Origin of the sequence: Sphingomicrobium aquimarinum, from assembly GCF_039655735.1 — a bacterium.
In the GTDB taxonomy this organism is placed as follows: Bacteria; Pseudomonadota; Alphaproteobacteria; order Sphingomonadales; family Sphingomonadaceae; genus Sphingomicrobium; species Sphingomicrobium aquimarinum.
In genome coordinates this window covers 381704-395926 of sequence record NZ_JBBYXH010000002.1, presented here as the reverse complement: position 1 = coordinate 395926, position 14223 = coordinate 381704, and the positions used below count along the sequence as shown (strand labels likewise).

Sequence of the window (14223 nt, the reverse complement as noted above, 5' to 3'; positions counted from 1 at the left end):
CCGCGATGAAGAGATGGGCGCCGACGATGCTCGCGCTGCTGCTGGTGATGACGGGCGGCTGCACCACCCCTCGCGTCGCCGAGGCCCCGCCGGCGCTCGGATTGCCGCAAGCGGTCATCCTTCCGCATCCCGAGATGGCCGAAGCCCATTGGCTGGCTCCCGACCTCTTCGCTTGGGACGCGCCCGCTGACGACGTCGTCTTGGTCGCGGACGGGCAGCGTCATACGCTTAAGAGCGCGGGCGAACTCGGCGGCGATCTTGCCGCGTCCAGTCCGCATCTCGCCGGGGTTCGCTTGTGGCGGGCGGAAGATATCGACGCTCCTACCGCCGCTCGTCTGCTACGCGGCCAGGCCTTCGTCGAGGCACGCCGCGGCGACGGCTCCCTTGCCGCGACCGGCCTCCAGGTGGGGGCTGTCCTCGATGCGCTCTATGCGGATACGGCACGCGACCGTCCCCTTGGAGCCAGCGTCGCTGCCGACGGGCGTGTCACGCTCGCGCTGTGGGCGCCGACCGCGCGCTCGGTGTCGCTCCAATTGTTCGATGCTTCCGAAGGCGGCGAAGTCGAGACGCTCGACATGGCCCGCGATCCCGCGACCGGGATCTGGATCGTCACGGGCCCGGCCGACTGGAACCGCCGCTATTATCTCTACGAGGTCGAGCTATTCGTTCCGCAAACAGGCCGCATCGAAACCAATCACCTTACCGATCCCTATTCTCTCAATCTTGCCCCTGACAGTACCCGCTCGCAGATCGTCGATCTCGACGATCCCGATCTCAAGCCCGTAGGATGGGACGACCTCGCGCGTGACCTTGCGGAGACTCCCGTCGACCGTTCGGTCTACGAACTGCACGTTCGCGATTTCTCGATGCAGGCCGAAGAGGCCGCGTCCAATGCGCGCGGCGGCTATCTTGCCTTCGCCGACCCTAGGCTGCCCGGCAGCCGTCACCTTGCAGCGCTCGCCCGGGCGGGCCTCAGCGACGTGCACCTGCTCCCCGTCAACGATTGCGCGACGATCCTCGAAAAGCGCGACGATCGCGAGGAGCCTTCAGGCTTGGAGGCTCTACCGCCGAACAGCGAGGAACAGCAGGCGCGCATCGCCGCCGTCACCGCGCGCGACGGGTTCAACTGGTGCTACGACCCGTGGCACTTCCTCGTCCCCGAAGGGAGCTACGCGTCCTCGCCCGACGGGACGGCCCGCATTCTCGAATTCCGACAGATGGTGATGGCACTCGATGCCATGGGGCTCGGCACCGTGCTCGACGTCGTCTTCAATCACACGACCCGGCACGGCCAGGACGCGAAGTCCGTCCTCGATCGCATCGTACCCGGCTACTACCACCGTCTCGATGTGCAAGGGAAGGTCGCCACCTCGACCTGCTGTTCCAACACCGCGACCGAGCGCGTCATGATGGAAAAGCTGATGCTCGACGCACTCGAAACGTGGGCGCGCGACTACAAGGTGTCGGGCTTCCGTTTCGACCTCATGGGCCATCACAGCCGCGCCAACATCCTGGCAGCGCGCGATCGCCTGTCGCGTCTCACGCTCGCTGAGAACCAGGTCGATGGGCGCGACCTGCTGATCTACGGCGAGGGATGGAATTTCGGCGAAGTCGCCGACGATGCGCGGTTCGTGCAGGCGACGCAGTTGCGGATGGCCGGTACGGGCATCGGCACTTTCAACGACCGTTTCCGCGATGCGCTGCGCGGCGGTGGATGCTGCGACAAGGGATCCGCGCTCGCCGAGGCACAGGGGGTCGCGACCGGGCTTCACACCGCCCCGAATGCCGTCAATGGTGGCAAGAACACGCGCGCCCGTGCGCTCGAGCTGTCCGATCATCTTCGCGCGGGCCTCGCTGGGAGCCTCGCCAACTTCACGTTCGCAACCGCCGACGGCTCCGTCCGTGCGGCGCGCGCGCTCGACTATGGCGGGCAGCCCGTCGGCTATACCGCCGCTCCGTCGGAAAGCGTCAATTATGCCGCCGCGCACGACAATCCGACGCTCTTCGACATCGGCGTGTACAAACTCCCGCGCGACCTCACCAAGGACGAGCGCGTGCGCTGGCAGAACATGGCGACGAGCTTCGTGCTGCTGGCGCAAGGCATGCCCTTCATCCACGCGGGGCAAGACCTGCTGCGCACCAAGAGCCTCGATCACAACAGTTACGATTCGGGCGACTGGTTCAACGCCATCGACTTTTCCGGCCAGCGCCACGGCTGGGGTCGCGGCCTTCCGCCAGAGCGCGACAACAAGGAAGATTGGCCCGAAGCGCGGACGCTGCTGGCCAGAGATGCTTTCGCGATGGAACCCGAGCATATCGCCAGAACCGCCGCGCATCTGCGCGAGCTCTTTAAGATCAGGATGGAGTCCGGCCTGTTCCGCCTGGCTGATGCTGAGGCAGTGCAGCGCAATCTCCGCTTTCTCGCGGCCGGCGCCGACCAGCAGCCGGGCCTGATCGCGATGGCACTGGGCGAGGCGGGCGCGGAACAACGCCTCGTCATCTTCAACGCGACCCCCGAGCGCCGCACCATCCCGATCGCCGACGCCCGGCGCTGGGAGCTCCACCCCGTCCAACGCGCGAGCGACGACCAAATGCTATCGGCGACCGCGATCAATGCGGGTTCGATCGAAGTGCCGGGCGTGACGACTGCGGTGTTCGTAAGGCGTTAGCCCTTCAGCTGATCCATTGGATGTTGGAGCGCTCGATCCGCCAGCCGGTGAGCGTGCGCTGCATCGTCACATTCGTCCCGCCCGCGCCCATGTTCGCGACGTAGAAGCTGACGCTCGCGAAACAGCCGCGCCCCTCCTGGCAGTCGAAATCGCCCACGGTGAGAATCTCACCACTGCCCTCGACCGCGTCGCTGCGCACGAGACTGTCGTCGTCGATCCGGCAGGCGGAAGTGGGCAGTACCGTCTCCTCCCACTCCTCATCGAGCAGCGCCACGATGTTGGCAGGCGGGTCGTCCGTGCGCCCGTCGCGATTCAACGCGAGGCAGAAAAAGGCTTCCGGCCCGCCTTTCTCGATCGTGCGCGCCTCCTCGTAGAAAAGCGGCAAGGCGCGGCGTTCCAATGCCTCGACCGACGTGTCGCCGACGCATCCGCTGAGCGGCAGCGCGAGGAGCAGCGGCAGCCGCGTCACACGTCCAAATTCGCCACGTTCAGGGCATTGTCCTGGATGAATTCGCGGCGCGGTTCAACAACGTCGCCCATCAGGCGGGTGAAGATTTCGTCGGCCACGTCGGCCTGGTCGACCGCTACCTGCAGGAGCGCGCGATTGTCGGGGTCGAGCGTGGTTTCCCACAGTTGGTCGGCGTTCATTTCGCCCAGCCCCTTGTAGCGCTGGATCGCCAGACCCTTGCGACCCGCGCCCAGCACCGCATCGAGCAGCGCCGTTGGGCGATCGATCAGCGTTACCTTGCCGCTATCCTCCTCGCCCGCTTTCTTGAGCGTGGCAGGCGTCTGGTAGGTGGCGACCATTTCGCCCGCGAGCTTGTGCAGTTTGCGCGCTTCGGCCGAATTGAGGAAGTTGGCATTGACGCGCACGGCATCGGTCACTCCGCGCCAGTCGCGTCTTAGGATGAGGTCGTCGCCGTCGATCTCGCTCGACCATTCGGCTTCCCCATCGATCAACTGCATCCGCCCCGCGGCACGCCCGGCCGCGTCGGCCAGGCTCTCGCCCGACAGGTCGGGATCGAGCGCGCCGGCTAGCGCAAGCGTTTCGATGATTTCGGGTTCGTAGCGGCGCGGCGCGTAGCCCAAAAGCGTGCGCATGCGCCGCGCCTGCGTGACCAGATCGTGCAGGCCGGGACCCGTATGCTGGCCGTCGGATGCATCGAGCACGAGACCCTCGATGCCCGCATTGACGAGATATTCGTCGAGCGCCGCATCATCCTTGAGATAGACTTCGCTTTTGCCGCGCCCGACTTTGTAAAGCGGCGGCTGTGCGATGTAGAGATTTCCCGCTTCCACCAGCTCGGGCATCTGGCGGTAGAAGAAGGTCAGCAGCAGGGTGCGGATATGCGCGCCGTCGACGTCAGCGTCGGTCATGATCACGATCTTGTGATAGCGCAGTTTCTCGAGGTTGAAGTCTTCGCGCCCGATCCCTGTTCCCAAGGCCTGGATCAGCGTGCCGATCTCCTTCGAGGACAACATGCGGTCGAACCGCGCGCGCTCGACGTTCAGGATCTTGCCCTTCAACGGCAGGATCGCCTGCGTCTTGCGGTCGCGGCCCTGCTTGGCTGAGCCACCGGCCGAATCGCCCTCGACGAGAAACAGTTCGGACTTGGACGGATCCTTTTCCTGACAGTCCGCCAGCTTGCCCGGCAGGCTCGCCACCGTCATCGCGCCCTTGCGGGTCATTTCGCGCGCACGCTTCGCGGCCTCGCGCGCGGCGGCAGCGTCGATCACCTTCTGGATGATTGCCTTGGCGGGCTCGGGATTTTCCTCGAGCCATTCGCGAAGCTTGTCGCTCATCAGGCTTTCGAGGGGCTGACGCACTTCCGAGCTGACGAGCTTGTCCTTGGTCTGCGATCCGAACTTGGGATCGGGCAGCTTGACCGAGACGATCGCGGTCAGCCCCTCGCGCATGTCGTCGCCCGTCAGGCTGACCTTCTGCTTCTTCAACAGCCCCGTCTGCTCGGAATAGCCATTGAGCGTGCGCGTCAGCGCCGAGCGAAAGGCGGCAAGGTGGGTGCCGCCGTCGCGCTGGGGAATGTTGTTCGTGAAGGCGAGGACATTCTCATAGTAACTGTCGTTCCATTCGAGCGCGACTTCGATGCCGATATCGTCGCGCTGGCCGGTGATGGCGATCGGTTCGATCAGCGCGGTCTTGGCGCGGTCGAGATACTCGACGAAGGCGGCGATCCCGCCCTCGTAATACATCTCGACTTCCTTGCGCTCGTCGTGTCGCTCGTCGGCGAGCAGGATCCGCACGCCCGAGTTTAGGAAGGCGAGTTCGCGAAAGCGGTGCTCGAGCCGATCGAAGTCGAACTCCGTCGTCTTGAACGTCTCTCCCGACGGCAGGAAGGTGACCTTGGTGCCCTTCTTGTTCTCGGCATCGCCCACCACGCGCAAGCTCTCGACCGCATTGCCATGCTCGAAGCGCATCCAATGCTCCTTGCCGTCGCGCCAGACGGTCAATTCGAGCCATTCCGACAAGGCATTGACGACCGAAACACCCACCCCGTGGAGCCCGCCCGACACCTTGTAGGCGTTCTCGTCGCTGGTGTTCTCGAACTTTCCGCCTGCATGCAGCTGGGTCATGATGACCTCGGCGGCGCTGACGCCTTCTTCCTTGTGCATGTCGACGGGAATGCCGCGGCCATTGTCCTCGACACTCACCGACCCGTCCGCATTGAGCGTGATCAAGACCCGGTCGCAATGCCCCGCCAGCGCCTCGTCGATGGCATTGTCCGACACCTCGAAGACCATGTGATGAAGCCCCGACCCGTCGTCGGTATCGCCGATATACATGCCCGGCCGCTTTCGGACCGCGTCGAGGCCTTTGAGCACCTTGATGCTGTCGGCGCCGTAAGCGGATTGGTTCTGTTCGTTAGCCATATGGATTTCGTTTGTTTTTCAATGAGATGAGAGAGGCCGGAGAGGGCACGATCGTGCCGTGTCGATATGGGGATCGGTGGCCGGGATTTCCATCCACGATATATGGCAGAATCGAGCCCTCCGGCCAAGGCTTTTGGCCCCTTTTCGCCGGCTTTTGTCCGCGAAAAAAGGGCGCAATGCGGCCAATCCTCATCCGGCGCGTTAATGGCGACGAGAAAGGGGGCAACAAACGATGCCACAATGGCGCTTCTTCATCGCCCGGCTGGGCCGACGCATTTGGTTTCGTGCCGCACTGATCGGCGCTTTGTCGGTGCTGCTCGCGCTGATGGCCCCGTTCATCGCGCCGCTCATTCCCTACGAATTCGGCAAGATCGGGTCGAGCGCGGTCGACAATATCCTGACCGTCCTCGCCTCCTCGATGCTCGCGGTGACGACCTTCTCGCTGACCGCCATGGTGACCGCCTTCTCGGGCGCCAGCCAGTCGGGAACGCCGCGCGCCACCGAACTGCTGGTCGAGGACGCTGCCGCGCAGAACGCGCTCTCGACCTTCCTGGGGGCCTTCCTCTTCTCCATCGTGGGCATCATCGCGCTCAAGACCGGCTTCTACGGCGTCCAGGGTCGCGCCGTCCTCCTCATCGGTACCATCGGCGTCATCATCTGGATCGTCGTGGTGCTGCTCCACTGGATCGGCCAGCTCACCCACTTCGGCCGGATGGCCGACACGATCGAGCGCGTCGAGGACAAGGCACGCCACGCGCTCGACCTTTATAAGGGCCCGCTCGACATCGAGGGAAAGAGCAATCGCCACCCGCCTTCCGATGCCGTCATGAGCGTCTGCCCCTCGCGCACCGGCTATGTTGCGCACGTCGATCGCAAGCGTCTCAGTGAAATCGCGGATAAATGCGACATCGACGTCCATCTCGTGGCCCCCTCGGGGACCTTCGTCGATCGCACGCGCGCGCTGGTCTGGCTCGAAAGCGAGCCCAGCGACGAAGAGGAATGCAAGGAGATCGCCGACAAGCTGCGGAGCCGCTTTACCGTGTCGGATGCACGCGACTTCGATCAGGATCCGCGCTTCGGGGTGGTCGTGCTCGGGGAGATCGCAAGCCGTGCGCTGTCGCCGGCCGTCAACGACCCCGGCACGGCCATCTCGGTCCTGTCGTCGGGCTTGCGCGTATTCGACACGTTCATCGACCACCTGAATGCCGACGACGATGAAGAGACGGCGGTGGAGCGCGGCCTCGACCGGCTCGTCGAACCGGGCCTCAGCCTCGAGGAAATGGTCCGCGACCTCATCGTGCCGATCGCCCGCGACGGTGCCGCGCTGGTCGAGGTGCATTTGCGGGTGCAGGAGGTTCTCGGCGCCGTTCACGCGCGGCTGGACGGACGGACCGATGCCTTTCGCAACATCGCACGCGAGGCATTCGACCGGTCGATGAAAGCCCTCGACGACGAAATCGACGAGCAGCGGTTGCGCGACGCGCACGAGCGCGCGTTCGGCGACACTAATCCCGCAGGACCGTTCCACCGCGCACGGTAAAGCGCGCCGCCTCCTCGCCGATGGCGTCGAACAGCGCGGCCTCGGTGCCAGTCAGGAAGACCTGCCCCCGACCCGAGAGGCGCGCGAACAAGGTCGCGCGTCGCTCGGGATCGAGATGCGCCGCGACCTCGTCGAACAGGAGGATCGGCGCCATGGCCCGCCGTTCCTCGACCAGCGCGGCGTGTGCCAGCACGATGCCCAGCAACAGGGCTTTCTGCTCGCCGGTCGAACATTGCGCGGCGGGTTCGTTCTTGGCGGCGTAGGCAACCGAAAGATCGACGCGGTGCGGACCGACGAGCGTGCGACCCGCCCGGGCATCGCGCTGGCGTCCATCGCGAAGCGAGGGCCGCAGCGCCGTGCCATCGAACCCGTCGAGCGCCAGCGCCGCACGGGGGAAATCGGGATCATCCTGCTGGGCTTGCGACAGGGCGTCGACCGTCCGAAGGCGCGCATCGTGAAGCGCGTGACCCGCCTCGGCCATACGCGCTTCGATGGCCTCCAGCCACCGCGCGTCGGGCGCTGCCTCCTCCGACAACAGCCGGTTGCGCTCGCGCATCGCCTGTTCGTAAGCGGTCGCGATCCGCCCGTGGCCCGGCTCCAGCGCCAGCGTCAGCCGGTCGAGAAACGCGCGCCGTCCGCTCGCGCCCTCGAGGAACAACCGATCCATCGCGGGGGTCAGCCACAGGATCGCAAGGCGTTCGGCGAGCGCGGAAGCGGGGGCATTGGCCTCGTTGATCCGCACGATCCGCCGGTCGGGATTGGCAGCCTGTGTTCCCACGCCGACCTGCGTGCCGTCGTCGAGGCGCGCCGCGATCGCAAAGCCGCCCGTCCCGCCGTCGCGCGCCATGGTCGACAAGGCCGCCCGCCGCATCCCCCGCCCTGGGGCGAGCAGCGAAACGGCTTCCAGAATATTGGTTTTGCCCGCGCCGTTGGGGCCGGTGAGAATGGTGAATCCTCGCGCGGGCTCGAGCAGGGTGTCAGCGTGGTTGCGAAAGTCGGTGAGTGCGAGGCGGGTGATCATCCGATGCACCATCGCGAGGCGGCGCGGCACGGCCCGCGCCGTCGGTCCTGCCGATCGATGAGCGCAGGCCGTCCGGTCTGTGCTGTATCTTCGCTCAAGCCGAGCTTGCTTCGCGTCGCCTGCCTTGAGCTCGGCAGCTTAGACTCGCATCGGCATGACGACGTAGAGCGCGGGGCTCTGGTCGTTTTCGCGCAGCAGCGTCGGCGCAGCCGCATCGGCGAAATGCACCTCGACCGTGTCGCCTTCGATCTCGTGAAGAATGTCCATGAGGAAGCGCGAGTTGAAGCCGATCTCGAGCCTGTCGGCGCGATAGTCGGCGGGCACTTCCTCGGTCGCGACGCCATTTTCGGGACTGGTCACCGACAGCGTCAGCTTGTCATCCTCGACCGCCAGCTTGACCGCACGGGTCTTCTCGTTGGCGATGGTCGCGACGCGATCGACGCCCGAGAGGAAGCTCTTGGGATCGATCTTCATCAGCTTGTCGTTCGCGGTCGGAATGACGCGATTATAGTCGGGGAACTTGCCGTCGATAAGCTTGCTGGTGAGCGTCGCCGATCCAAGGCCGAAGCGGATCTTGCTGTCCGACAGCGAGACTTCGACGCTGCCCTCGACCTCGTCCAGGAGCTTGCGCAGTTCGGCGACGCACTTCTTCGGCACGATGATGTCGGGCATGCCGTCCGCACCGTCGGGCTTGTCGACCGTCACGCGCGCGAGACGATTACCGTCGGTCGCTGCGGCTTTGAGCTTGTCGCCGTCGACGTGAAAGAAGATGCCCATGAGATAATAGCGCGTTTCCTCGGTCGAGATTGCGAAGCGCGTCTTGTCGATGATCTGGCGGAGCGTCGCGCCCGGGAGTTCAAACCGGGTCGGCAGTTCGCCTTCGGCGATGACCGGGAAGTCGTCGCGCGGCAGCGTCTGGAGATTGAAGCGCGCACGGCCTGCAACGACCTGCATCTTCCCGTCGGCGGCGGTCAGCTCGACCTGCGCGCCGTCGGGCAGCTTGCGGACGATGTCGAACAGGGTGTGCGCGGGCACGGTGGTCGCGCCCGACTGGCTTACGCTCGCCTCGACGGTCTCGTCGACCTGCAAGTCGAGGTCGGTGGCCATCAGCCGCAGGCCGCCACCCTCGTCAGCCTGCAACAGCACGTTGGAGAGGATGGGGATGGTGTTGCGTCGCTCCACCACCGATTGAACATGGCTGAGGCTCTTCAGGAGAACCGCCCGTTCCAACGTCGCTTTCATCGCGTAACCGCCCCCGAATTCTGGTCGAAAAAAGAAGTGAGCCACAGGTTATAACGAGGCCGCGCGCGCACGCTAGTGCAAATCCTGCGCGTTCTCGGCGAGTCTCCCCAGTTGCGGGCTTCGGCCGGTCGATATTGGAGCCGCCATGGCGTGATCGATCCCGCGCCCACCCAGCAGCGCCATTGCCGTCCCAAGTCCGGCATGGCGCAAGGCAGGCCGCGCGATGCCGGGCACATGATCACGCCTGTCGCAAGACGACCGGGTCGCTCCCGAGCAGATCCTCGATGGCGGCCAGCGTTGCGATGGCGAGTGTGTCGAGACGGTCGAGCAGGCCCGGCAGGCTGACAGGCTCGTCCTCGCTCTCGATCCTTGCGGCCAATGTGCAAACGGCGCTCGCCCCCGCACTGGCGGCTGCACCCTTGAGGCTATGCGCCTCTGCGCGCACGCGATCGGTGTCCCGCTCGTCGAAGGCCGCGCGCAGTTGGTCGGGACGCAACTCGAGCTCGACCTTGAGAAGTCCGATCAGATTTTCGAAACGCGCTGCGCCGAGGACGCTCCGCAATTCATCGATGCGGTCTTGGTCGAAGAGGACAGCGTCTTCCTCGGCTGCGTCCCCGGCGTCCGAGGCCGCTCCACGATAGGGACGAACTGATTCCGCGCCCTCCGTTCTCGCGCGGTCTTCCGCCCGGGAAGGCGACGTCAGTTCAACCAGGGTGCGCGCCAGCCGCCCGCTATCGACGGGTTTTGTCAAAAAGGCATCGAGCCCTGCGCTTTCGTAGAATCGCCGCCGCTCGGTCGACGCGTCCGCCGTCAGTGCAATAATCGGCACACGTTTTCCCTCCCCCGCATCCCGGCGGATCTGACGGCTTGCCGCGACTCCGTCCATCTCCGGCATCTGCATGTCGAGAATGACCGCGTCATAAGCATCACGCCGCGATGCCCGCACCGCCGCGCTTCCGTCCCTCACGGCCTTCACGCGGTGGCCGAGTGTCTCGAGCATGGTCACCAGCATGTTGCGGTTGAGGGGATTGTCTTCGGCCACCAGCAGATCGAGCGAACGGCCATCGCGATTGTCATGCATTTTCGGGCTGCTACTCTCCAGCGAAACGGGAAGGTCGGCGACCGGAAGCAACAGTTCGAAAGCGTAGACGATCCCGCCTCCCAACGCGCTGGTGGCCGACAGTTCACCGCCCATCGCCGACACGATCCGGCTGGCGATCGCGAGACCGAGCCGCCCCCTCCCGGGGGTCCCGCAATCCGCCGACTCTTGCGAGGAGAATGCGTCGAAAAGACCGCAAAGCTCCTCGTCTTTCATGGCCGAACCCCGCTCGCGGATTTCGACGCGCCATCGCTGCAGATCGATCCGCGAGCGCACGTCGAGCGTGACCTGTACCAGGCCCGCCGGCGAACGGTCGACAGCATGCGCGAGCAGATTGCCGATTGCCTGCCGTAGTCGAACGGGATCGCCTCGCACGGCCACCGGCGCGCCGATCGCCTCCTCGACCTTGAGGCACACCCCCTTCTGCCGAGCTTTCGGTTCGACGATCGACACCGCCTCGGCCACGACGTCCTCGAAACGGAAGCCGCACGAGCTAAGGTGCAGCTGGTCCTGATCGAGGGCGGTGAGATCTTCGAGGTCTTCCAGCAGCGCCGCCAGATGCTCGGCGCGCCGTTTGAGCAAACCATGGTTGTCGTCTCGCTCTTCGGGATCGTCGGTCGCACGGAGACGATCGACCGTCAGGATCAGATCGTCGAGCGGCGTACGGATCTCCTCGACGAGACTCACGAAAAAAGCGGTTTGCGCGTCTACCGCCGCGCGCGCTTCGTCGCGGGTGCGGACAAGCTCGGCATGGGCTTCGGCAGCCCTGGTCTCGTCATGAACGATACCGTGATAGCCGGTGACGGTGCCACTACGGTCGCGTTCCGCCTGCATTCCGATGCGCAATTGGCGGTCGCCCGGCCCGGGCGCTTCGAGATGGATCGTGCAATCGATCGCAGCGCGCCGAAGTCGCGTTTCCCGAAGCGCCGCGAGGAGTTTCCTGCGATCGCTTGCGCTCAGCTTTCGCAACAGGTCGCGCGATCGGAGCGGGCGGCCCGGGATGCTACCACTCATCCGGAAAAGACCGTGACCGTGGTCGAACCCGCTGTCTTCGATGGACAGACGCCAGTGCGCGATCTGTGCCATCTCTTCGGCAAGCGCGAGATAGCGGTTGCTCTCGCGCAGCTTGGCGGTGCTTTCGAACACGATCTGCTCGGCAAGCTGGCGGCGATGGATGTTGCGCACCGTCGCAATCACCTCGCGCGGTTCACCGCTCTCCTCGAACACAGGCTGGAATGTCGCCTCGAGCCAGACCCAGTCACCGCTCGCCCGTCGCTGGCGAAACCGCAATTCGGGAAGTTCTCCTCCGATCGGGAGTTCGCCGAGCAGCCGCTCGAACATGGTCCAGTCACCGGGATGCACGCTTTGTCGCAGGCTACGACCGACGAACGCGGCGGGCGGAGCGCCGAGGACGCGTTTCACCGCGCTCGAGACGAACAGCGGCACGCCATCGAGGGAAAGCCGCATGATGATGTCGCGCGTATTCTCGGCGACCAGACGATAAAGCGCCTCGCTGCGGGCGACCGCCTCCGCGCTGCGTTCGTCTTTCGTCTGATCCGTCAGCGCGACCAGATAGCCGGTGCATCGGTCGTCGGCGATCAACGGGTCGATCCGCGCCCGATAGCGGCGCGCGGCGCCACGGGCATCCGCGCGCACGAAGCATGCTACGGCCTGCTTCGTCGCGCGAACGCGCGCGAAGGCGCGATCGAACTGTTCGGCATCTTCAAGTTCCAGCCGTTCGGGCCAGCGCGCCAGTCGCTCGCTACCGATCGCCCCACCCGCCAGCGCGACGAAGGCGGCGTTTGCCCATCGAGGAATACCCTCCAGATCGCAACGCAGCAGCGCGATCTCGCAGGGCTCGGCGATACGGTCGAGCGTCATATGGAGCGTCGCTGCATCGCGGATCGCGGCGCGTGCACGCGACCGGTAATAGAAAGCGCCGCCGCAAGCGACGAAAAGGACGACGGCCAATCCCGACGCGCCGAAAAGCGGGTCGATACCAAAAAGCGCGTTGGCAAGTTCTTCGATCAGGCCAAGGCTGAAGCCATCGCTGCCTGATCCCGAAGATCCGTAGCGTTCAAGAGAAGCGCCATATCGAATGTCCAACGAACCCAAGAGCCGTCTCCTCCACGTTCAGGGGAGAGACGATCATAGCGCGTTTGGCCCTCGGCAGTGCGCGCAATCCCCTCCGTTCTGGAGGGAATTGCGCGTCTAGTTCAGCCTGTAACCAGCAGTCCGTCGATGCGGTGGAGGGCGCCATTCTCGAGCGTCTGTTCGCCCGGAACCAACCGCACTGCCTCCCCGCCGTCGACCGCAACCATCAGCCCGCCCTCACCCGAGGTTACCGTCAGGTTCGAACCGCCGTAGGTGGGCAGTTCGAGGCTCGCACCTTCCTCGCGATCGAGCGCCGCCTGGATGTCCTCGGCCAGAATGGTGCCCGGCAAAATGTGCATCGTGAGGATCGAAGCCAGTTCCTCGCCGTCCTCGGGCAGTTCCTCGGGGAAGGCGTCGTCGGGCGGGAGGAGCACCGTATAGGGCTCGGGCCCCTCGAACAGCGTCGCCAGCCCCGCCTTTTCGAGAGCGGCGGCAAAACGGCTGTCGGCGGGGATCGCGCCCGTCAGCGTGGTCGTCTCGACCTCGGCCTCGGTGACGCTTTCCTCTTCGCCCGCGTCGTTATTGCAGGCGGCCAGCGAAAGCCCCGCCGCGGTCGCGAGGAGCAGGGGAGTAGAAAGTAGCTTCATTAGACGATCGCCTTGATGATTTCGGTGACGAGCATGGTGGTGGGGTCGGCCCGGTAGATATAGCCGTCGCTGTAGCGATAGTAATTGTCCGGGCTGTCGTAATATTGGCTGCGATAGCGCGAGGGCACGTTGTAGACCGAGTAGGTGCTCGGCAGCGGCTGGCCCACCGCTACGTCTCCCGTCAGCAGCGACACGACCGACTGGATAAGCTGCGTCTGCGGATCGATCCGATAGATCGCGCCGTCGCCGTAGCGATAGTAGGGATCGTCGTAATAGCCGCGATACTGATACGGCAGATTGTAGCTGTCGTAGGCCTGCGGATAGCGTGATCCGACGGGATAGTAATAGCCCCGACGATCGTAGAGCGGAATGAGGCCGTCGATGAGGTCGCCCGCGCCGATCCGGTAGAGGAAATCGTCCCCGATCCGGTAGCGATAGTCGTTATCGCGGCCGTACCAGTCGCGATAGGCACCGAAGAGTTCGCGATCCGCATAGCGCGTCTCGAACCGCTGGCCGGTCAGCTTCTGCGCCTGTCCCGGCGGCAGGCAGCCATTGTTCTTCTTGGCGAGGCCCGGCGGACAGTCGCTCCGGTAATTGCTGTCGTAGCGGTCGCCGTAGCGATAGATCGGGATGTCGCGGTTGACGACGCGCTCGACGATGCGGTCGTTGCCGCCGCCCCGCCGATCGCGATAGACCTCGCGCACATCCTGACGCCGCTCGCGCGCATTGTTCTGGACACGCTCGCGCTTTTCCTGGCCGCGCGCGCGCATTTCCTGTCGTGCGTCCTGCCGCTGCGCCTTGACGGCCTTGCGGACATCCTGGCCGGCATTGCCGTTGCCGCGCCCGTTGCCGTTACCGTTTCCGTTGCCGCGCGCTTTCTGGCCACCATTGCCGTTGCCGCGCTCGGACTTCTCGGGCTTGCCCTTGCCTTCCGGCTGGGCGAGCGCGGGGGTCGAAATCGCGAGCGCCGCAACGCCCGCCGCCAATACGATACTCTTCATGGCATCTGTCTCCTTCAAGCG

The 14223-nt window shown here is 65.1% G+C and carries 9 protein-coding genes; 2 read left to right on the top strand and 7 right to left on the bottom strand.

What is annotated here, in order from left to right:
* The first annotated feature begins 5 nt into the window (after window positions 1-5).
* Entirely contained in the window at window positions 6-2669 is a 2664-nt protein-coding gene (pulA, locus tag WJS89_RS08085; RefSeq protein WP_346340433.1) for a pullulanase-type alpha-1,6-glucosidase, read from the top strand.
* Between the two features lie 4 nt (window positions 2670-2673).
* Here pulA and WJS89_RS08080 read toward each other — a convergent pair whose 3' ends face one another.
* Together WJS89_RS08080 and gyrB are read right to left on the bottom strand one after the other, a co-directional pair.
* Window positions 2674-3138: a hypothetical protein gene (locus tag WJS89_RS08080; protein ID WP_346340432.1), complete on the bottom strand. Its 465-nt coding sequence runs from the start codon at window positions 3136-3138 to the stop codon at window positions 2674-2676.
* On the bottom strand, window positions 3135-5558 hold the full coding sequence (gyrB, locus tag WJS89_RS08075) for a DNA topoisomerase (ATP-hydrolyzing) subunit B (protein ID WP_346340431.1): 2424 nt from the start codon (window positions 5556-5558) through the stop codon (window positions 3135-3137). Before gyrB ends, WJS89_RS08080 begins: the two co-directional genes overlap by 4 nt.
* Before the next feature lie 232 nt (window positions 5559-5790).
* Here gyrB and WJS89_RS08070 point away from each other — a divergent pair, with 232 nt between their 5' ends.
* Window positions 5791-7098 carry a DUF2254 domain-containing protein gene (locus WJS89_RS08070; RefSeq protein WP_346340430.1) on the top strand — a complete coding sequence of 436 codons (1308 nt, stop codon included), beginning with the start codon at window positions 5791-5793 and terminating at the stop codon, window positions 7096-7098.
* Here the strand turns inward: WJS89_RS08070 and recF are convergent.
* The 5 genes from recF to WJS89_RS08045 form a co-directional block, all read right to left on the bottom strand.
* Window positions 7064-8119 carry a DNA replication/repair protein RecF gene (gene recF / locus WJS89_RS08065; protein ID WP_346341192.1) on the bottom strand — a complete coding sequence of 352 codons (1056 nt, stop codon included), beginning with the start codon at window positions 8117-8119 and terminating at the stop codon, window positions 7064-7066. The two genes, WJS89_RS08070 and recF, sit on opposite strands and share 35 nt — an antisense overlap.
* Before the next feature lie 138 nt (window positions 8120-8257).
* A complete protein-coding gene (dnaN, locus tag WJS89_RS08060; protein ID WP_346340429.1) occupies window positions 8258-9361 on the bottom strand; it encodes a DNA polymerase III subunit beta in 1104 nt (367 codons plus the stop codon).
* Window positions 9362-9599: 238 nt separating this feature from the next.
* Window positions 9600-12431 carry a response regulator gene (locus tag WJS89_RS08055; RefSeq protein WP_346340428.1) on the bottom strand — a complete coding sequence of 944 codons (2832 nt, stop codon included), beginning with the start codon at window positions 12429-12431 and terminating at the stop codon, window positions 9600-9602.
* A gap of 245 nt (window positions 12432-12676) precedes the next feature.
* Window positions 12677-13201, bottom strand: coding sequence for a fasciclin domain-containing protein (locus tag WJS89_RS08050; protein WP_346340427.1), 525 nt, complete (start codon window positions 13199-13201; stop codon window positions 12677-12679).
* Entirely contained in the window at window positions 13201-14202 is a 1002-nt protein-coding gene (locus WJS89_RS08045) for a hypothetical protein (protein WP_346340426.1), read from the bottom strand. The genes WJS89_RS08050 and WJS89_RS08045 overlap by 1 nt, the downstream gene beginning before the upstream one ends.
* Window positions 14203-14223: the final 21 nt, after the last annotated feature.

Excerpts from the sequence above, each read along its gene's own strand:
- WJS89_RS08070 (WP_346340430.1), top strand. The coding sequence starts at position 5,791 with ATGCCACAATGGCGCTTCTTCATCGCCCGGCTGGGCCGACGCATTTGG.
- dnaN (WP_346340429.1), bottom strand. The coding sequence starts at position 9,361 with ATGAAAGCGACGTTGGAACGGGCGGTTCTCCTGAAGAGCCTCAGCCAT.
- WJS89_RS08050 (WP_346340427.1), bottom strand. The coding sequence starts at position 13,201 with ATGAAGCTACTTTCTACTCCCCTGCTCCTCGCGACCGCGGCGGGGCTT.
- pulA (WP_346340433.1), top strand. The coding sequence starts at position 6 with ATGAAGAGATGGGCGCCGACGATGCTCGCGCTGCTGCTGGTGATGACG.
- WJS89_RS08045 (WP_346340426.1), bottom strand. The coding sequence starts at position 14,202 with ATGAAGAGTATCGTATTGGCGGCGGGCGTTGCGGCGCTCGCGATTTCG.
- recF (WP_346341192.1), bottom strand. The coding sequence starts at position 8,119 with ATGATCACCCGCCTCGCACTCACCGACTTTCGCAACCACGCTGACACC.
- gyrB (WP_346340431.1), bottom strand. The coding sequence starts at position 5,558 with ATGGCTAACGAACAGAACCAATCCGCTTACGGCGCCGACAGCATCAAG.